Origin of the sequence: Erwinia wuhanensis (assembly GCF_030484085.1) — a bacterium.
Taxonomy (GTDB): domain Bacteria; phylum Pseudomonadota; class Gammaproteobacteria; order Enterobacterales; family Enterobacteriaceae; genus Erwinia; species Erwinia aeris.
The window spans coordinates 662,813-681,411 of the sequence record NZ_JAUJUH010000001.1 but is presented as its reverse complement, the minus strand read 5'-3'; the positions used below and the strand labels follow the sequence as shown (position 1 = coordinate 681,411).

The 18,599-nt window shown below is 58.7% G+C and carries 17 protein-coding genes; 6 read left to right on the top strand and 11 right to left on the bottom strand.

The features are described 5' to 3' along the window. Positions 1-247 precede the first annotated feature (247 nt). From catC to ydgT, 9 genes are all read right to left on the bottom strand, one after another. On the bottom strand, positions 248-538 hold the full coding sequence (gene catC / locus QZH36_RS03055) for a muconolactone Delta-isomerase (RefSeq protein ID WP_253454365.1): 291 nt from the start codon (positions 536-538) through the stop codon (positions 248-250). Between the two features lie 54 nt (positions 539-592). Then, positions 593-1,228 carry an endonuclease III gene (gene nth / locus QZH36_RS03050; RefSeq protein ID WP_301729616.1) on the bottom strand — a complete coding sequence of 212 codons (636 nt, stop codon included), beginning with the start codon at positions 1,226-1,228 and terminating at the stop codon, positions 593-595. After that, positions 1,225-1,920 (bottom strand): electron transport complex subunit E, encoded by a 696-nt coding sequence (locus QZH36_RS03045; RefSeq protein WP_253454363.1) that lies wholly within the window; start codon positions 1,918-1,920, stop codon positions 1,225-1,227. The genes nth and QZH36_RS03045 overlap by 4 nt, the downstream gene beginning before the upstream one ends. After that, positions 1,913-2,542: an electron transport complex subunit RsxG gene (rsxG, locus tag QZH36_RS03040; RefSeq protein WP_301253434.1), complete on the bottom strand. Its 630-nt coding sequence runs from the start codon at positions 2,540-2,542 to the stop codon at positions 1,913-1,915. Before rsxG ends, QZH36_RS03045 begins: the two co-directional genes overlap by 8 nt. Then, complete coding sequence (gene rsxD, locus QZH36_RS03035; protein ID WP_253454361.1) at positions 2,542-3,603, bottom strand: electron transport complex subunit RsxD; 1,062 nt, start codon at positions 3,601-3,603, stop codon at positions 2,542-2,544. The genes rsxG and rsxD overlap by 1 nt, the downstream gene beginning before the upstream one ends. Then, the gene (rsxC, locus tag QZH36_RS03030) at positions 3,604-6,135 is read right to left on the bottom strand and encodes an electron transport complex subunit RsxC (RefSeq protein WP_301729615.1); all 2,532 of its coding nucleotides are present in this window, start codon (positions 6,133-6,135) and stop codon (positions 3,604-3,606) included. It lies immediately after the preceding gene. Further along, on the bottom strand, positions 6,128-6,703 hold the full coding sequence (gene rsxB / locus QZH36_RS03025) for an electron transport complex subunit RsxB (protein WP_125290113.1): 576 nt from the start codon (positions 6,701-6,703) through the stop codon (positions 6,128-6,130). Before rsxB ends, rsxC begins: the two co-directional genes overlap by 8 nt. Further along, positions 6,703-7,284: an electron transport complex subunit RsxA gene (gene rsxA, locus QZH36_RS03020; protein ID WP_034914646.1), complete on the bottom strand. Its 582-nt coding sequence runs from the start codon at positions 7,282-7,284 to the stop codon at positions 6,703-6,705. Before rsxA ends, rsxB begins: the two co-directional genes overlap by 1 nt. Positions 7,285-7,638: 354 nt before the next feature. Then, positions 7,639-7,854: a transcription modulator YdgT gene (ydgT, locus tag QZH36_RS03015; protein ID WP_125290112.1), complete on the bottom strand. Its 216-nt coding sequence runs from the start codon at positions 7,852-7,854 to the stop codon at positions 7,639-7,641. A gap of 525 nt (positions 7,855-8,379) precedes the next feature. On the opposite strand from ydgT, the gene ytfQ reads away from it, so the two are divergent. The 5 genes from ytfQ (at position 8,380) to QZH36_RS02990 (ending at position 13,954) form a co-directional block, all read left to right on the top strand. Further along, complete coding sequence (gene ytfQ, locus QZH36_RS03010; protein WP_253454359.1) at positions 8,380-9,336, top strand: galactofuranose ABC transporter, galactofuranose-binding protein YtfQ; 957 nt, start codon at positions 8,380-8,382, stop codon at positions 9,334-9,336. 47 nt (positions 9,337-9,383) lie between these two features. Next, complete coding sequence (ytfR, locus tag QZH36_RS03005) at positions 9,384-10,904, top strand: galactofuranose ABC transporter, ATP-binding protein YtfR (RefSeq protein ID WP_301729614.1); 1,521 nt, start codon at positions 9,384-9,386, stop codon at positions 10,902-10,904. Then, positions 10,897-11,907: a galactofuranose ABC transporter, ATP-binding protein YtfT gene (gene ytfT, locus QZH36_RS03000; RefSeq protein ID WP_253454357.1), complete on the top strand. Its 1,011-nt coding sequence runs from the start codon at positions 10,897-10,899 to the stop codon at positions 11,905-11,907. The genes ytfR and ytfT overlap by 8 nt, the downstream gene beginning before the upstream one ends. Further along, the gene (yjfF, locus tag QZH36_RS02995) at positions 11,900-12,883 is read left to right on the top strand and encodes a galactofuranose ABC transporter, permease protein YjfF (protein WP_253454356.1); all 984 of its coding nucleotides are present in this window, start codon (positions 11,900-11,902) and stop codon (positions 12,881-12,883) included. Before ytfT ends, yjfF begins: the two co-directional genes overlap by 8 nt. A 225-nt stretch (positions 12,884-13,108) precedes the next feature. Then, the gene (locus tag QZH36_RS02990; RefSeq protein ID WP_301729613.1) at positions 13,109-13,954 is read left to right on the top strand and encodes a radical SAM protein; all 846 of its coding nucleotides are present in this window, start codon (positions 13,109-13,111) and stop codon (positions 13,952-13,954) included. An 84-nt stretch (positions 13,955-14,038) separates the two neighbouring features. Here QZH36_RS02990 and araA read toward each other — a convergent pair whose 3' ends face one another. Both araA and QZH36_RS02980 read right to left on the bottom strand, forming a co-directional pair. Beyond that, positions 14,039-15,544 carry an L-arabinose isomerase gene (araA, locus tag QZH36_RS02985; protein ID WP_301250963.1) on the bottom strand — a complete coding sequence of 502 codons (1,506 nt, stop codon included), beginning with the start codon at positions 15,542-15,544 and terminating at the stop codon, positions 14,039-14,041. A 9-nt stretch (positions 15,545-15,553) separates the two neighbouring features. Next, on the bottom strand, positions 15,554-17,236 hold the full coding sequence (locus tag QZH36_RS02980; protein WP_301729612.1) for a ribulokinase: 1,683 nt from the start codon (positions 17,234-17,236) through the stop codon (positions 15,554-15,556). A gap of 345 nt (positions 17,237-17,581) precedes the next feature. Between QZH36_RS02980 and QZH36_RS02975 the strand changes: the two genes are divergently transcribed. After that, on the top strand, positions 17,582-18,565 hold the full coding sequence (locus tag QZH36_RS02975) for an arabinose ABC transporter substrate-binding protein (protein WP_125290104.1): 984 nt from the start codon (positions 17,582-17,584) through the stop codon (positions 18,563-18,565). Positions 18,566-18,599 lie beyond the last annotated feature (34 nt).

The following is an 18,599-nucleotide window of genomic DNA, read 5'->3' as shown; positions in this document are numbered from 1 at the left end:
GCTTTAGCGATAATAACAACTGCCGAACCGTCAGAGAGCGGAAATTGGGCAAACGAGGAGAAGCGCTAAAGCAGGCGGCAAGAAGATGGCCGGAGACGAAATCACGTTGTTGGCGGTCGTCTTATTCGTCTGGCAGCAGAATGCTGATGCCTGGTTATGTAGGACGTTTGCGGTCGTGCAGGCCGACAGGCGCCAGGGGATTATGAGCGGGGCGTTGGCGGTCGTCTTCCCTGACGACGCGAGATGATTAGCTGTCGTCATCCCGAATGGAGGACGGATGGCGGCACAGCGGCTCAATAGCCATGGTCATATAAGGGTAGAGCGGCAGGCCGGTAAGCAGCTCGTGCAGCTCGTCATGGCTTTCCACATCGAAAATGCTGACGTTTTTGAACTGGCCGGCCACGCGCCAGACGTGACGCCATTTACCGGAGCGCTGCAGCTGCTGCGCATAGGCTTTTTCCTGCGCTTTGATTTCCGTAACGCGCTCGGCCGGCAGCGAGTCGGGGATAGCAATGGTCATTTCCACTTTAAACAGCATACCTTTTTCTCCTTAATCTCAGTAAATTGCCGGGTATTTTATCCGGCAAAAGGATCAGATATCGGTTTTCTCGCCGTACTCGCAAAGATCCTCAATCAGGCAGGAGCCGCAGCGCGGTTTGCGGGCAATGCAGGTGTAGCGGCCGTGCAGGATCAGCCAGTGGTGACAGTCTACTTTGAACTCTTTTGGCACCACTTTTAGCAGCTTTTCTTCTACCTGCTCAACGTTCTTCCCCGGCGCGAATTTCGTGCGGTTGCAGACGCGAAAGATATGGGTATCCACGGCAATGGTCGGCCAGCCGAAAGCGGTATTCAGCACCACGTTCGCCGTTTTGCGGCCCACGCCCGGCAGCGCTTCCAGCGCCTCGCGGCTTTCCGGCACTTCGCCGCCGTGCTGCTCCAGCAAAATACGGCAGGTTTTAATGACGTTCTCCGCCTTGCTGTTAAACAGGCCGATGGTCTTGATATAGGCTTTGACGCCGTCGACGCCCAGCTCCAGCATGGCGGCGGGCGTATTGGCAACCGGATAGAGCTTTGCGGTTGCCTTGTTAACGCTGACATCGGTAGCCTGCGCCGAGAGCAGAACGGCAATCAACAGTTCAAAAGGCGTATTGAAAACCAGTTCCGTAGTGGGATGCGGATTGTTATCACGCAGCCGCACTAAAATTTGCTGACGTTTATCCTTGTTCACAGCGTGCTCGGTGCTCCTTTCGGCAGGCTGGCTTCTGCCGCCCTGCGGGCCGCACGGGCCTTCATCTTGTTATCAATCAGGTATTTCGCGGCCAGCAGCATCCCCAGGCCGATAAACGCGCCCGGCGGCAGCATCGCCAGCAGCATTGGCGAATCAAAATGCACAACCTGCACGCGCAGCACTTTCGCCCACGGGCCAAGCAGCTGATCGGCGCCGTTGAAAATGGTGCCGTTACCGATGATTTCACGCAGCGAGCCCAGCACGAACATCACGCTGGTGGCGCCCAGGCCAATGGCCATGCCGTCCAGCGCGGCCAGCGGCACGCTGCTGCGCGAGGCGACCGCTTCGGCGCGGCCCACTACGATACAGTTGGTGACGATCAGCGGAATAAAGATGCCTAACGACTGATAAAGCCCGTAGGCATAGGCGTTGATCAGCATCTGCACGCAGCTCACCACGGCAGCGATAATCATCACGTAAATCGGAATGCGGATATCGGACGGCACCCAGCGGCGCGAGGCGGAAATCGCGCTGTTGGTGCAGGTCAGCACCAGCGTGGTGGCCAGGCCGAGGCCCAGCGCATTGGTGGCGGTAGAGGTGACCGCCAGCAGCGGACACAGGCCCAGCAGCTGAACCAGCGCCGAGTTATTTTTCCACAGCCCGCCGATCAGCAGGGTTTTGGCTTCACTCATTGGAGTCTCCACAGGTTGGCAGCGAGGCAAGCTGCCCCGGCAACGTTTCAACAAATAGCGTAGTGCGTTTTGTCGCATTCACTACCGCGCGCGGTGTGATGGTGGCGCCGGTAAACTGATCGAAATCGCCGCCGTCTTTTTTCACCGCAAAATGCTTATCATCTTTACCACTCAGCCTGACGCCGCTGAAGCTTTCAATCCAGTTGGAGATGCGCAGCTCTATTTTATCCCCCAGGCCCGGCGTTTCATGGTGTTCCACCACGCGCACGCCCAGTACTTTTCCGTTGAAGTCCGCGCCGACCAGCATCTGAATGGCACCAGAATAACCGTCGGGCGCGGTAGTCTCAACCGCTGCCGCCACCGGCCGGTCATCTTTGCGCGCCAGGTACAGGCGGTGTACACCGCTGCCCAGCGCCGGATTAGTGACGCTGTAACACTCCTGCTGAATCGGATTATTATACAGCTCCGGCGGCACCACCTGATCCAGCAGGCTTTTTTGCTGTAGCGTGGTCTGGTGGTCAATAGTCGGTTTGGTCACGCTGTTGATCACTGCGGTCAGACCGGTAGTGACAGCGGCGAACAGCGCCAGCGTCACGCCATTTTTACGAATCGCATCCAGCATTACTTTTCCTTACGATGGCCGTAAACGCGCGGCTGCGTGTAGTAGTCGATCAGCGGCACGGTGATATTCGCCAGCAGCACGGCAAACGCCACGCCGTCAGGATAGCCGCCAAAGCTGCGGATAAGCCACACCAGCAGGCCAATCAGCACGCCGTAAAGCAGGCGGCCTTTATTGGTGGTCGAGGCCGTGACCGGGTCGGTGGCGATAAAAAAGGCGCCGAGCATGGTTGCACCGGAGAAAAGGTGGATCGCAGGCGATACCAGGCTTTCAGGCGAAAAGAACCAGCCGAGCGTGGAGAAGAGCGCCAGCGACAGCAGCATACTGGCCGGGATATGCCAGCGAATGCTGTTGGTGAGCAGCAGAAACAGACCGCCGACCAGATAGCCGATATTTACCCACTGCCAGCCCAGGCCGGCAATAACGCCGCTGTAAATGGGCAGGGCATGCAGCTGCTCCGCGCTGTGCCCGGCGCGCAGGCCGGTTTTAAAGGTATCCAGCGGCGTCGCCTGGCTGACGCCGTCTACGCCGATTTGCAGCTGCTGCATAGTGTGGCCATCAAGCGTCGACCCGTGAAAAATCATCTGCAGCGTGTCCCAGAAGGTGGGCGTGACGGACTGCAAAGCGTCCGGCGGCAGCCAGCTGGTCATTTGCACCGGAAAGGAGATCAGCAGCACCACATAGCCCACCATGGCGGGGTTGAAAGGATTCTGTCCCAGGCCGCCATACAGCTGTTTAGAGATCACCACGGCGAAGAGGGTGCCGATAATTATCACCCACCATGGTGCCAGCGGCGGAATACTGATCGCCAGCAGCAGCGCGGTCAGCAGTGCGGAATTATCGCCCAGCGTTTTGCCTAACGGCTGCTTGCGCAGCTTAAGGATGGCGGCTTCGGCACCGATGCCCGCCGCCGCGGCAATCGCGATTTGAATGAGGGTGCCCCAGCCGAAAAACCAGCACTGAGCCGCGATGCCGGGCAGGGTAGCCACCAGCACCAGCAGCATAATGGTGCTGGTGCTGCGGCGATTATGGGTGTAAGGCGAACTAGCGATGCGAAAAGCCATTTAATCCTCTTGCGTAGAATGCTGCGCCTTACGCGCTTTAACGCGAGCGATGGCCGCCGCCACTGCCGCTTTGCGGGGATCGTCATGTTCTGACGAAGGGATAGTCGTCGCCTGCGCGACCTGTTCCGCCGTTGTGGCCGCCTGGTGCTCTTCGACTCTCTGCTCGATATCGTCCGCAGCGGCTGCTTTCGCGGCCGCCGCTTTCTTCGCTTTGGCGCGGGCAATTGCGGCCTCAACGGCTGCCTTGCGCGGATCGACCTGTGCGGCTTCCGGCTGTTCGCTTACCTGTACGGATTGCTGTTCAGCTGCCTGCACGGGCTGGCTTTCGGTTATCTGCACGGCGTCGTCAGCAGACGCTTTCGCGGCCGCCGCTTTCTTCGCTTTAGCGCGGGCGATAGCGGCCTCAACGGCTGCCTTGCGCGGATCGACCTGTGCGGCTTCCGGCTGTTCGCTTACCTGTACGGATTGCTGTTCAGCTGCCTGCACGGGCTGGCTTTCGGTCGTCTGCACGGCGTCCGCAGCAGACGCTTTCGCGGCCGCTGCTTTCTTCGCTTTGGCGCGGGCAATTGCGGCCTCAACGGCTGCCTTGCGCGGATCGACCTGTGCGGCTTCCGGCTGTTCGTTTACCTGTACGGATTGCTGTTCAGCTGCCTGCACGGGCTGGCTTTCGGTCGTCTGCACGGCGTCGTCAGCAGAGGCTTTCGCGGCCGCTGCTTTCTTCGCTTTGGCACGAGCAACTGCCGCCTCAACCGCTGCCTTGCGCGGATCGACCGACGCGGCGGCTGCCTGCACGGGTTGCGCCTGGGCTGCCGCTTCGCCTTCCGTCGTCGCTTTTTTCGCTTTGGCACGCGCGATAGCCGCTTCGACCGCTGCCTTACGCGGATCGCCTGTCTGACGCGTTGCCGGCTCGGTCTCGGACTGCTTTTCAGCCTGCTGCGCGCGCGCCTGCGCTTTCCGCGCTTCACGCTGCGCTACGGCCGCCGCAGTTTCCGCAGCCAATGCGTCTTCGCTGGTTGTCGTCTGCTTCGCTTTCACCCGCTCCAGCGCCGCTTCGACCTCGCCGCGATCCCGCTGGCTGACGGTGCGTTTTGCCTGCTGATGACGGTTTTCACGCGCCAGCTTTTCACGTTCCAGACGGGCCTGGCGTGCTTCAAAGCGCGCTTTTGCCTGCGCGGTGCGCTCCGCTTCCAGATCGATAGCGCGGATCTCCGCTTTTTCCTGGCGGTAATACTGCACCAGCGGAATATTGCTGGGGCAGACATAGGCGCAGGCGCCGCACTCAATGCAGTCGTCAATATTGTGCTCGCGCGCCTTATCGTGGTCGCCGCCCCGGCTGTACCAGTAAAGCTGCTGCGGCAGCAGGGCCGCCGGGCAGGCGTCCGCACAGGCGCTACAGCGAATGCAGGATTTTTCCTCTTCGCTATCGCCCATCTCGCTGGCGGAAGGGGCCAGGATGCAGTTGGTGACTTTCACCACCGGCACGTCCAGCGTCGGCAGCGTAAAGCCCATCAGCGGGCCGCCCATCACCACCATCTGGCCGGGGCCTGGCGTAAAGTCGGCCTGCTGTAACAGATGACTGATGGGCGTGCCGATGCGTCCCCAGACGTTGCCTGGGCGCTTAACTGCTTCACCGGTCAGGGTCACCACGCGCTCGGTTAGCGATTCGCCGTCGATAATGGCGCGTTTAACCGCCCAGGCGGTGCCAACGTTCTGCATCAGCACGCCGATATCGGTGGAGCGGCCGCCGTGCGGCACCTCCAGCCCGGTCAGAATTTTAGTGAGCTGCTTAGCGCCACCGGAAGGATATTTGGTCGGGATAACCCGGATCTGCATATCCGTCGCGCCGCCCAGCGCTTTTTTCAGCGCGGCGATCGCTTCCGGCTTATTGTCTTCGATGCCGATCAGCACGCGCTCGGCCTGCAAGACCCAGCCCAGGATGCGGCTGCCTTCGATGACCTCGTCCGCGCAGTCCTGCATCAGACGGTCATCGGCGGTGATGTAGGGTTCGCACTCGGCCGCATTGATAATCAACGTTTTTACGCCGCGCAGCCCGCCTCTCAGCTTGGTAGCGGTAGGAAAGCCCGCGCCGCCAAGCCCGGCCACGCCGGCCTGATGAATACGCTCGACTATCGCCGCGCGCTCATGCTGGCGATAGTCGGCCAGCGGATTTTTTTCAATCCAGCGATCTTCGCCGTCCGGCGTGATAAAAATGCACATTTCCGCCAGCGCGGAAGGGTGCGCCGTCATATGAGGCGCAATATCGTCTACGGTGCCCGAAGTCGGCGCGTGTACCGGCAGCATCCGACCACGGCCAAACGTCAACGGCTGACCGCGCAGCACTTTATCACCCGGCTTCACCAGCATTTCGCCCTCGTGGCCGATATGCTGCTTAAGAGGAATAATAAAGTGGGAAGGCAGCGGCAGCTGGCGCAGCGGCGTGCGGCTGGACTGGGTTTTCATTTCTGGCGGATGAATACCGCCCTGAAAATCCCACAGCTTCTCTTTTTTAAACAGCTTGAACAGGTTACGCATGGCTTTCCACAGAAATGACTTTGACCGGGATAGTTTGCAGATCCCACTTCCAGTTTGCCGTTGTGGTGGCGACCGGACGCATCTCGATGCAGTCAGTCGGGCAGGGCGCGACGCAGAGATCGCAGCCCGTGCAGACATCGCTCAGCACGGTATGCATGGCGCGCGTGGCGCCGACGATGGCATCGACAGGGCAGGCCTGGATGCATTTGGTGCAGCCGATACAGTTTGCTTCGTCAATCCACGCGACTTTGCGCTCCGGTTCCCGCGCCGCTTCGTCGCCCAGCGGCTGTGGCTCGACGTTCAGCAGCGCGGCCAGCTTGAGCATGGTCTGTTCGCCGCCGGGCGCGCACTTGTTGATCTGCTCGCCGTTGTTGCCCACCGCATCCGCATAGGGGCGACAGCCGGGATAGCCGCACTGTCCGCACTGGCTTTGCGGCAAAATAGCGTCGATCTGCTCGACGATAGGATCTTCTTCAACTTTAAATCGGCGCGAGGCATAGCCCAGCAGGCCGCCGAAAATCAGGCCCAGCACGCTTAATACCGCCACCGCAATCCATACTGCACTCATCAGAATTTCACCAGACCGCTAAAGCCCATAAATGCCAGCGCCATCAGACCTGCGGTCACCAGCGCGATAGAGGAGCCTTTAAAAGGCGCAGGCACGTCGGCCAGCACCAGCCGCTCGCGGATACCGGCAAACAGCACCATCACCAGCGAAAAGCCGATCGAGGCGCTGAAGCCGTACAGCGCGGCCTGTAAAAAGGTATGGTTCAGGTTGACGCTCAGCAGCGGCACGCCAAGCACCGCGCAGTTAGTGGTAATCAGCGGCAGAAAAATGCCCAGCAGCCTGTAGAGATCCGGGCTGGTTTTACGCACCACCATTTCGGTGAACTGCACCACTACCGCGATCACCAGGATATAGGCCATGGTGCGCAGATAAACCAGATCCAGCGGCAGCAGGATCAGATGATTCACCAGCCATGCGCAGATCGAGGCCAGGGTGATCACAAAAGTCGTGGCGAGTCCCATGCCAATCGCCGTTTCCAGTTTTTTGGAAACGCCCATAAAGGGACAGAGGCCGAGAAACTTCACCAGGACGAAGTTATTCACCAGCACTGTGCCAATAAAAAGAAGCAGGTAGTCGGTCATTTTTACGCCTGAGAAAAAATAAAAGCGGCTTATTATCGGTCATTCGCGGCCGGACAACAACATCAGCGCGCCGTAGAGCAGCAACGACCGCACGGAGGATTAAATTATTGCCTGTTTTTTCGACACCGAATGCGCCAGAAAGCGTGATTAAAGCGTGCAGTATAGCGGAAGGTGGCAGGCCGACCGTCAACGTAGCCTGTCAGAGGTAAAAAAAACCGGGCGTTGCTCAGGCGAGCGGCAACGGCAGCCCGCCTTGATACAGGTTCAGGTTATAAAAACGCTGAGGATGGTACAGCGCGCCCGCGAGGGGAAGAGCTGCAGACTGGAGCAGGTAACAGGATCAGAACGGAAAACCTAAACGACATAATGCCAGACGGATTTGGGTACGCAGCCGAGATCGAACAGACGTCCACCCGAAGCCAGTTCAGCACGACGATGATCGGCGGCGCGATACATATCCATAATCTCTTTATTATCGGTCAGAGAATAGTTGAGATGATCAAACAGCTTCTCCAGGGTATCCGGAGAGCTTACTTTACGAAATTTTAACAGATAGTCTTGAACTGTCATGGTTGCCGTTATGATAAGAAATGAGGAGTTTTAAGTATATGACCAGGCAAGGGGCTGTCTATAGTAGAAAATGCACATTCACGGTAAATTCAGAATAAAGAGTAAGGCATTTCCGCATCCTGCCGCCGTGATTGTCGACTTTAATTAGCATTTGCCCGACTCTTGTTAATAAATGTTATCAGTGTTAATAACTGGATCCAACAGGATGTGGTATTGCTCACAAAATAACGTTTTGCTCTTGCTACAGGCTATTAATGTAAGTCGGCAGATACGGTGCTTCTCTTTGTAATCGCTTTCATGAAGCAGACGGATAAGCGCTTATCTTTATTACACTTATTTAACAATGACTTTTCCGCCTTGACGTATATTTTATCCATATTCCTTTCTTCACTGAAAATCCCTGCCGTTTTGCCCCGCCTTAATTGCTGAATTTTGTGAGCATTGTCGTAAATGTTTTTTTCTGGCTGAGCCACCCTTAAGCGGCAATCACACCCGGATAATGACCCCCGTCAGAGGAACAGACCTATGTGGAAACGTTTACTTTTAACCACGCTGATTGGCGCGGCGCTGAGCGGTAACGCGCTGGCAGAAAACCTAACGGTTGGCTTTTCTCAGGTTGGCTCCGAATCGGGCTGGCGAGCGGCGGAAACCAGCATGGCCAAAAGCGAAGCGCAAAAACGCGGCATCACGCTGAAAATTGCCGACGGACAGCAAAAGCAGGAGAACCAAATCAAAGCGGTGCGCTCGTTTATCGCGCAGGGCGTGGACGCCATCTTTATCGCGCCCGTGGTACAAACAGGGTGGGAACCGGTGCTTGAGGAAGCTAAAGACGCCAAAATCCCCGTGTTCCTGCTGGATCGCGCCATCGTGGTAAAAGATAAATCGCTCTATATGTCCGTCGTCACGGCGGATAACGTGCTGGAAGGCAAGCTGATTGGCGACTGGCTGGTCAAAGAGCTGGCCGGTAAACCCTGTAATGTTGTGGAGCTACAGGGCACCGTCGGCGCCAGCGTGGCGATAGATCGCAAAAAAGGCTTTGCCGAAGCCATTGCTAACGCGCCCGGCATTAAAATTGTGCGCTCGCAGTCCGGAGACTTTACCCGCAGCAAAGGTAAAGAAGTCATGGAGAGCTTTATTAAAGCGGAAAACAACGGCAAGAACATCTGCATGGTTTACGCCCACAATGACGATATGGCGATTGGTGCCATTCAGGCCATTAAAGAAGCCGGCCTTAAGCCGGGCAAAGATATTCTGACCGGCTCGATTGATGGCGTGCCGGATATTTACAAGGCGATGCTGGCAGGCGAGGCTAACGCTAACGTCGAGCTGACGCCTGATATGGCCGGCCCGGCATTCGACGCGCTGGAGAAATTCCGCAAGAACGGCGCCCAGCCGCCAAAAATTATCAAAACCGAATCGAGGCTCTTTTTGCCAGCCGACGCCCAGGCCCAGCTGGATAAGAAAAAAGGAATGGGTTACTGACACCTTTGCCGTCCGCTCGTCGGACGGCGCTGCTTTCGAGGCCAGCCATGACCAGCTCATCGCAAACATTGCCGCTGCTCAGCATCAGCGGACTGAGTAAAAGTTTTCCCGGCGTCAAAGCGCTGGCAGGCGTTTCTTTCGATCTACAGGGCGGTGAAATCATGGCGCTGCTGGGCGAGAACGGCGCGGGTAAATCCACCCTGATTAAAGTGTTGACCGGCGTTTACCGGCGCGATGCGGGCACCGTTACGCTGGCGGGCCAGGCTATCGATCCGCGCAGCACGGCGGAGGCCCAGCAGGCGGGGATAGGTACCGTCTATCAGGAGGTCAATCTGTTGCCCAACATGTCGGTCGCGGACAACCTGTTTATCGGGCGCGAACCGCGTCGGCTGGGGATGATCGATCGCCGCCGCATGAATAAAGAGGCGCGAACGCTGCTGCACCATTACGGCTTTGAGCTGGACGTGACGCGCCCGCTTGGCCACTATTCGGTTGCGATGCAGCAGATTATCGCTATCTGCCGCGCGGTCGATCTCTCCGCACAGGTGCTGATCCTGGATGAGCCAACGGCCAGCCTGGACGCCAGCGAAGTGACGATGCTGTTTACGCTGATGAACCAGCTGCGCGCGCGCGGCATGGGGCTGATTTTCGTTACCCATTTTCTGGACCAGGTATACAAAATTTGCGATCGCATCACCGTGCTGCGCAACGGCCAGTTTGTTGCTACGCGAGAAACGCACGCGCTGCCGCAAATCGAGCTGATTAAGCTGATGCTGGGGCGCGAACTGCTGGAAACCGCCCTTCAACGCGCGGGCAGCACCTTAAAAAGCCATCAGCCGGTGGTGGAGTTCAAAGATTACGGCAGGAAAGGGACGATAGAGCCCTTCAGCCTTAGCGTTCGTCCCGGCGAGGCCGTTGGCCTTGCCGGTCTGCTGGGCTCCGGACGCACGGAAACCGCAGAGCTGCTGTTCGGCATTAAAAGCGCCGACAGCGGCAGCGCCTTCATCAGAGGAAAACCTCGCTCTATCCGCACGCCCGCGCAGGCCTCGCGCGCGGGGATCGGCTTCTGTCCCGAAGATCGCAAAACCGACGGCATTATCGGCGCGGCCTCCGTGCGGGAAAATATCATTCTGGCGCTACAGGCCCAACGCGGCTGGCTCAGACCTATCGCCAGGCGCGAGCAGCAGCAGATAGCCGAACGCTATATCAAAAGCTTAGGCATTCGGACGCCGCATGCCGAACAGCCGGTGGAGCTGCTGTCCGGCGGCAATCAGCAAAAGGTGCTGCTCTCCCGCTGGCTGGTGACCAAACCGCAGTTTCTGATCCTGGACGAGCCGACGCGCGGCATTGACGTTGGCGCGCACGCGGAGATTATCCGGCTAATCGAAACGCTTTGCGCGGATGGCCTGGCGCTGCTGGTTATCTCTTCCGAACTGGAGGAACTGGTCGGCTATGCGGACAGGGTGATTATCCTGCGGGATCGCCGACAGGTTGCGGAGATCCCGCTGGAGGATCTCTCCGTCACCGCTGTGGTTAAGGCGATAGCCGCCGGAGGAACCCATGCTTGAGACAAGGCTGATGAAAAAAACCGCTTCGGGACGGAAACTTCCGCCGGGCATGCCGCAGCTCGCCGCGCTGATCCTGGTGCTGCTGGCGGACAGCCTGGTGGCAAACAACTTCTTTGCCGTGCATCTTCAGGACGGGCGGCTGTTCGGCAGCCCGATTGATATTCTTAATCGGGCCGCGCCGGTGGCGCTGCTTTCAATCGGCATGACGCTGGTGATTGCCACCGGCGGCATCGACCTGTCGGTAGGCGCGGTGATGGCGATTGCCGGTGCCACGGCGGCCACGCTGACCGTTTCCGGACACAGCCTGCCGGTCATCGTGCTCGCCTCGCTGGGCAGCGGGCTGCTGTGCGGCTTGTGGAACGGCGTGCTGGTGGCGCTGTTAAAAATCCAGCCTTTTGTGGCGACGCTGATTTTAATGGTGGCCGGGCGCGGCGTCGCCCAGCTGATTACCCAGGGGCAAATCGTCACCTTTAACAGCGACTCGCTGGCGCAGCTGGGCAGCGGCACGCTGTTGCTGCTGCCGGTGCCGGTATGGATAACCCTGGTCGTGGCCCTGCTGGTCTGGCTGCTGGCAAGAAAAACCGCGCTGGGCATGTTTATCGAAGCTGTGGGGATTAACCTGCGCGCCGCGCGCAACGCCGGGGTCAACGGCTGGGCGGTGGTGATGACAACCTATATCATCAGCGGACTGTGTGCCGCCGTGGCGGGGCTGATTGTCGCGGCGGATATTCGCGGCGCGGACGCCAACAATGCCGGGCTGTGGCTGGAGCTGGACGCTATCCTCGCCGTGGTTATCGGCGGCGCTTCGCTGCTGGGCGGCCGGTTTAACCTGCTGCTGTCGCTGCTGGGCGCGCTGACTATTCAGGCCATGAATACCGGTATTCTGCTTTCCGGCTTTCCGCCGGAGCTGAACCAGGTGGTCAAGGCCGTGGTGGTGATGGCAGTGCTGCTGCTGCAATCGCCCGCCTTTCTGCAACTGTTTAAGCGAGGTCGCCGTGATTAAACGCTATTTGCCGTTAATGATTACGCTGCTGGTGTTTGTGGCGGGCTACCTGTTCTGCCTGGCGCAGTATCCCGGCTTCGCCTCCACCCGCGTGATCGCCAATATCCTGACCGATAACGCCTTTTTAGGGATTATTGCCGTTGGCATGACCTTTGTGATCCTCTCCGGCGGCATCGATCTGTCGCCGGGCGCGGTGATCGCTTTTACCGGCGTTTTTCTGGCGCGGGCCATTGGCGATTTTCATCTCGATCCCTGGCTGGCGTTTGCGCTGGTGATGGTGCTTGGCTCGGCATTCGGCGCGCTGATGGGCTGGCTGATCGACGCGCTGAAAATGCCTGCTTTTATTATCACGCTGGCTGGCATGTTTTTTCTGCGCGGCAGCAGCTATCTGGTGTCGGAAAGCTCTATCCCCATCGATCATCCGCTGTACGGCACGCTCTCTTCGCTGGCCTGGAAAATTCCCGGCGGCGGGCGGCTCAGCCTGCTGGCGCTGATTATGCTGGTGGTGGTCGCGGCGGGGATCCTGCTGGCGCACCGTACGCGCTTTGGTAACGAAGTCTATGCTATTGGCGGGAATATCACCTCCGCGCGCCTGATGGGCATCGGCACGCGCAGCGCTACCGTACGTATCTATATGCTCTCTTCTGCGCTGGCGACGCTGGCGGGCATCGTGTTTTCGATCTATACCTCGGCCGGTTACGCGCTGGCGGGCATGGGCGTAGAACTGGACGCCATCGCGTCGGTGGTGATCGGCGGCACGCTGCTCTCCGGCGGCGTCGGCACGGTGCTCGGCACGCTCTTTGGCGTGCTGATCCAGGGGTTAATCCAGACCTGGATTAACTTTGACGGTACGCTCAGCTCATGGTGGACCAAAATCGCCATTGGCATCCTGCTGTTTGCTTTTATCGCGCTGCAAAGGCTGCTGACGGCAGTCTGGGATCGCCAGCAGAATGCGCCGGTGAAGCGTCTGAGCTGACTCGACTATTTTTTGCCGAAGAGGTAAACCGCACTGATTTATCGTGATTGTAATCACAGTATGCCCCGTCGGCAGTTGTGGGAACGGCCGTCGCGGGCTTAGTGTCATCCACGGCAGGGCGTAACCGCAGGGCGGGCGAAACCTGAAAAAAGAGCGTGAAATATTCCGCTTTTTTTTCAGGTTTTTTTTCGCCTGTTAGTCAGGGAAGGCATCGCAGCAGCACGCGTGATAACGCACCAGGAGGGGGTATGCACAACCGAATTTCAGCAGCGTTATGCCCGGGGCAGGCACATCAATAATTTTTTCCAGACCAACGGCGTCAATCTTAACGACGACTGGGCGCGCTTTTTCAAACGGCACCGCTTTCTGGTGGGGCTTTCGCTGGATGGCGACAGCATCACGCACGACCGTTACCGGCGTTCGCGTGCGGGCAAAGGCACCTTTAACGAGGTGATGGCCGGGCTGGCCTGCCTGAAACGTCACCATGTCGACTTTAACACGCTAACGGTAGTCAACGCCGATAACGTCGACAGACCAAAGGAGATTTACCATTTTTTGCGCTGCGCAGGCAGCCGCTATATGCAGTTTATTCCGCTGGTGGAGCGACGAGCGTCCGAGCCAGACGCCAGCGGCCTGACGCTGGTCACGCCGGATTTCAAAGGTGACTGCCGGGTCGCGCCCTGGTCCGTACCCGCGCTGGCTTACGGCCGCTTTCTTAACGCGATTTTCGACCACTGGGCGCAGCACGATATCGGCGCAATTTTTGTGATGAACTTTGAACAGACGCTGGCGAAGCTGGTCGGCCAGCCCGGCATCTGCGTACAGAGCGAAACCAGTATTATTCCCTACAACGAGCGCACCAGTCAGGGCGTGGTGTTCCGTTATCGGGAAGGCGGAAAGAAAATGGCCGATTTTCCGGCGGAGTGGCTGCGTGGTGACAATCCCCGGGACAAATACGACGGCGTGCTGCCGGACCAGTATCAGAAAGAGAAAGCAGACGAGCAGGTGTTCGCCTCTTTTGAAAAAACGGAGGCGCTGATCCACCAAATGCTCCAGCAGCCAGCCCGATAGCGGCGGGGAGCCCGTCCGGCGACAGATAAAATAAAAGCCCCGACGTCTCCGTTGGGGCTTTATATGCTTGCCAGATCGGCAGGCTTAACGCTGATTCAGCCGATAGTACGCCTCGTTCCAGCGCAGCGCGTCCTTAAAGCCGTGCAGCGTGGTTTCTTCGTCAATCACCAGCACCTCGATACCGTGCATTTCGCCGTACTGACGCATATCCTCCACCGTCAGCGCCTGGCTGAACACGGTATGGTGCGCGCCGCCGCCGAGGATCCAGGTTTCCGAGGCCGTTGCCAGCGAAGGCTGTGCGCGCCACAGGGCGCGGGCTACCGGCAGTTTCGGCAGCGGCTTGGGCTGTTCCACGGCGTCGACGACGTTCACCAGCAGGCGGAAGCGGTCGCCCATATCGATCACGCTGGCGTTCACCGCGCGTCCGGCTGGCGTGGAGAAAATCATGCGCGCCGGATCGGCCTTGCCGCCAATGCCCAGATACTGCACGTCAATCAGCGGACGGCTTTCTTTGGCGATGGAAGGGCAGACTTCCAGCATATGCGAACCCAGCACCAGCTCGTTGCCCGGCGAGAAGTGATAGGTGTAATCCTCCATAAAGGAGGTGCCGCCCGGCAGACCTGTCGCCATCACTTTAAAGATGTGCAGCAGCGCGGCGGTTTTCCAGTCGCCTTCGCCGGCAAAACCGTAGCCCTGGCCCATCAGTCGCTGTACCGCCAGGCCCGGCAGCTGGGTCATGCCGTGCAGGGTCTGGAAGTTGGTGGTGAACGCCATGCAGCCTTCGGCCTGCAAAAAGCTTTTGATCCCCAGCTCGATGCGGGCCGCATCCAGCACGTTCTGTCGCTTCTCGCCGTTGGCTGCCGCCGCTGGGGTAAAGTCATACAGGCTCTCGTATTCGTCAATCAGCGCGTTGACGTCGCCATCGCTGACGCCGTTAATCACCTCCACCAGGTCGCCCACGCCCCAGCCGTTAACCGAGTAGCCGAACTGGATCTGCGCCGCCACCTTATCGCCTTCCGTTACCGCTACTTCGCGCATATTGTCGCCAAAGCGAGCGACCTTAAGCTGCGAGCTGGCCTGCTTAGCGGCAGCGGCGCGCATCCACTTGCCGATGCGCTCCTGGGCGGTTTTATCCTGCCAGTGGCCGGTGATCACGCTGTGCGGCAACCGCATCCGCGCGCCGATAAAGCCGAACTCGCGGCCGCCGTGCGCGGTCTGGTTCAGGTTCATAAAGTCCATATCCATGCTGTCCCACGGGATCTCCGCGTTGAACTGAGTATGGAACTGCAACAGCGGCTTGTTCAGCACCGACAGGCCGCCAATCCACATTTTGGCGGGCGAAAAGGTATGCAGCCAGGTGATGATGCCTAAACACTCGTCGGCATAGTTCGCCTCGCGGCAGAGCGCCAGCGCCTCGTCAGGGCTTTTCACCAGCGGCTTGAGCTGAAGACGAAACGGCAGATTGCCGTCGCGGTTAAGCCCGTCCACCACCTGCTGAGCATGATGCTCCACCTGACGCAGCGTCTCACTGCCGTAAAGGTGCTGTGTACCGATAACAAACCAGACGCTGAGCGCATTGAGCTGAGCCATACTTTCTCCTTAACTGTTGAGCTGGCGCGGGGCGAACAGGGGTTCGGCCACGTCGCACCATTGAAGGTAACGCTGATAAAGCTGCTGATAGCGATCGACGCGGCTGGCGTCGGGCTGCAGCGTGGTAGCAATTGGGCTGGCCATTTTCTGCTGGGCGGCAGGCACGTCGGGATAGACGCCGGCGGCCACGGCGGCAAAAATCGCCGCGCCCAGCGCACAGCATTCGTCCGACGCGACGATATCCAGCGGTCGGTTCATCACATCGCAGCAGACCTGCATAATGGCCGGGGATTTACGGGCGATACCGCCCAGGGTCAGGATGTTTTCTACCGGAATATCCTGACGCTCGAAACATTCCATAATGGCGCGTGCGCCAAAGGCGGTGGCGGCGATAAAACCGCCGAACAGCGTGGCCGCGTCGGTGCCCAGGTTAAGATCGGTAATGACGCCTTTCAGGCGCTGATTGGCAAAAGGCGTGCGGCGGCCGTTAAACCAGTCCAGCACCACCGGCAGATGATCCAGCTGTGGATCGGCAGCCCAGGCCTGAGTTAATTCGTTAAGCAGATTTTTCTGTATCTCCGCCAGCTCCGCCTGAAGATGCGGGTGTTTTTCGGCGGCCTGAATTAACGGCCAGCTGAGCAGGCGGCTGAACCAGGCGTACATATCGCCAAACGCCGACTGGCCCGCTTCCAGGCCGATCATATTCGGCACCACGCTGCCGTTAACCTGGCCGCAGATGCCGTCAATGGCGCGCTCACCGACGCGATCCACATCAGCGATCAGGATGTCGCAAGTTGAGGTGCCAATCACTTTTACCAGCGTGTAAGGCGTGGCGCCTGCGCCAACGGCGCCCATATGGCAGTCGAACTCGCCGCCGGAAATCATCACGCCAGACGGCACGCCAAGCCGCGTCGCCCATTCCGCCGTAATCTGCCCAACGGGCTGTTCGGCCGTCCAGGTTTCGCTGAACATCGGCGTATCCAGATGCTCCGTCAGCAGCGGATCCAACGCGTTAAAGAAATCCGCGCCCGGCAGGCCGCCCCAGGCAGGATGCCAAAGCGATTTATGCCCGGCGGCGCAGCGTCCACGGCGGATCGCTTCCGGCGCGGTAGTGCCGCTGAGCAGGGCGGGCACCCAGTCGCACAGCTCCACCCAGGCGACCGCCGCCTCGCGCACCGCTTTATCCTCACGGCTGACGTGCAGGATTTTTGCCCAGAACCACTCTGAGGAGTAGGTGCCGCCAATAAAGCGCGCGTAGTCCTCGAAACGCCCGCTGTGGCACAGCGCGGTAATTTCTTCCGCTTCTTTAATGGCCGTGTGATCTTTCCACAGCACAAACATGGCGTTGGGGTTTTCGGCGAATTCCGGGCGCAGCGCCAGCACGTTGCCATCGCGATCGATAGGCGCAGGCGTGGAGCCGGTGGAGTCGACACCGATCCCCACAATGTTCTGGCGTTGAGCGGGCGTTAATTGAGTGACAACGTCATGTATGGCCTGCTCAAAGGCGTCGATATAGTCCTGCGGATGATGACGGAACTGATTGATGCGGCTCTGGCTGTACAGACCCGCCTGCCAGCGCGGATAGGCGACGACTCCGGTTTGCAGCTCTTTACCGCTTGCGCACTCTACTGCCAGCGCGCGTACGGAATCACTGCCAAAGTCCAGACCGATTGTGATGGCGTCCAACTGCATTTTTCTCTCCGGGCGGTCAATGAATACGATATGACTACCCTAAGAAATCGCGCGCCAGGCGGTTAGTCTAAAGGGCGCTGCAAATATGCACTTTTCTGTCGTCGCGCAGCGTTTTGTGACCGACTTCAAATGTTTGATTTGTGTTAATTTTGCTAAATATATGGATTAAACAGCTAAAAGCTCAGGGTGTGATAGCGCTCTCCCTTTCTACGCATCTTTACCATTACAACTAGCGCTTATCGGCGTCTGCGCTAATGCCGAATATGCTGGCGTTACAGCGTGCCAGGACCGAATGATACCGTTTACATTAAACCGCCAAAAGCGGGCACTGAGCCGGAGAGCCTCATGCACAAATTTACTCAGGCGTTAGCCATCGCTGGCCTCGCCGCCGTTATGTCACATTCAGCTATCGCTGACACCATGAAGCTGGGTTTTTTAGTCAAGCAGCCGGAAGAACCCTGGTTTCAGACCGAATGGAAGTTCGCCGATAAGGCGGGCAAAGATTTAGGCTTTGAGGTAATTAAAATCGCCGTGCCCGATGGTGAAAAAACGCTGAACGCTATCGACAGCCTGGCCGCAAGCGGCGCGAAGGGCTTTGTGATCTGCACGCCCGATCCCAAACTCGGTTCCGCCATCGTGGCGAAGGCCCGCAGTTACGATCTGAAAGTGATTGCCGTGGACGATCAGTTTGTTACAGCCAAAGGCAAACCGATGGATACGGTGCCGCTGGTGATGATGGCGGCAACCAAAATTGGCGAGCGTCAGGGGCAGGAACTCTATAAGGAGATGAAAAAGCGCGGCTGGGACGCGAAAGAAACGGGCGTCATGGCGATTACGGCGGACGAGCTGGATACGGCACGTCGCCGCACCAGTGGGTCAGTGGACGCGCTGAAGGCGGAAGGCTTCCCGGAAGCACAGATTTATAAAGTACCGACCAAATCCAACGATATCCCCGGCGCTTTCGACGCGGGCAACTCGCTGCTGGTGCAGCATCCGGAAGTGAAACACTGGCTGATTGTCGGCATGAACGACAACACCGTCCTCGGCGGCGTGCGCGCAACCGAAGGCCAGGGCTTTAAGGCGCCGGACGTGATCGGCATCGGCATTAACGGCGTGGACGCCATCAGCGAACTCTCCAAAGGCAAGGCGACGGGTTTCTTCGGTTCGCTGCTGCCAAGCCCGGACGTACACGGTTATAAAAGCATTCAGATGCTCCACGACTGGGTGACCAAAGACGCCGAGCCGCCGAAGTTTACCGAAGTCACCGACGTGGTGCTGATTACCCGCGACAACTTTAAAACCGAGCTGGCTAAAAAAGGCCTGATGTAATCGGACGGGGGCCGCACTGCGGCTCCCGGCGCAC

What these genes read in the sequence shown, in the direction of transcription:
- rsxB (WP_125290113.1), bottom strand. Translation starts at nt 6,703, where the DNA reads ATGAGTGCAGTATGGATTGCGGTGGCGGTATTAAGCGTGCTGGGCCTG.
- ydgT (WP_125290112.1), bottom strand. Translation starts at nt 7,854, where the DNA reads ATGACAGTTCAAGACTATCTGTTAAAATTTCGTAAAGTAAGCTCTCCG.
- ytfQ (WP_253454359.1), top strand. Translation starts at nt 8,380, where the DNA reads ATGTGGAAACGTTTACTTTTAACCACGCTGATTGGCGCGGCGCTGAGC.
- rsxA (WP_034914646.1), bottom strand. Translation starts at nt 7,284, where the DNA reads ATGACCGACTACCTGCTTCTTTTTATTGGCACAGTGCTGGTGAATAAC.
- rsxC (WP_301729615.1), bottom strand. Translation starts at nt 6,135, where the DNA reads ATGCGTAACCTGTTCAAGCTGTTTAAAAAAGAGAAGCTGTGGGATTTT.
- QZH36_RS02975 (WP_125290104.1), top strand. Translation starts at nt 17,582, where the DNA reads ATGCACAAATTTACTCAGGCGTTAGCCATCGCTGGCCTCGCCGCCGTT.
- rsxG (WP_301253434.1), bottom strand. Translation starts at nt 2,542, where the DNA reads ATGCTGGATGCGATTCGTAAAAATGGCGTGACGCTGGCGCTGTTCGCC.
- araA (WP_301250963.1), bottom strand. Translation starts at nt 15,544, where the DNA reads ATGGCTCAGCTCAATGCGCTCAGCGTCTGGTTTGTTATCGGTACACAG.
- QZH36_RS02980 (WP_301729612.1), bottom strand. Translation starts at nt 17,236, where the DNA reads ATGCAGTTGGACGCCATCACAATCGGTCTGGACTTTGGCAGTGATTCC.
- QZH36_RS03045 (WP_253454363.1), bottom strand. Translation starts at nt 1,920, where the DNA reads ATGAGTGAAGCCAAAACCCTGCTGATCGGCGGGCTGTGGAAAAATAAC.
- catC (WP_253454365.1), bottom strand. Translation starts at nt 538, where the DNA reads ATGCTGTTTAAAGTGGAAATGACCATTGCTATCCCCGACTCGCTGCCG.
- rsxD (WP_253454361.1), bottom strand. Translation starts at nt 3,603, where the DNA reads ATGGCTTTTCGCATCGCTAGTTCGCCTTACACCCATAATCGCCGCAGC.
- ytfR (WP_301729614.1), top strand. Translation starts at nt 9,384, where the DNA reads ATGACCAGCTCATCGCAAACATTGCCGCTGCTCAGCATCAGCGGACTG.
- ytfT (WP_253454357.1), top strand. Translation starts at nt 10,897, where the DNA reads ATGCTTGAGACAAGGCTGATGAAAAAAACCGCTTCGGGACGGAAACTT.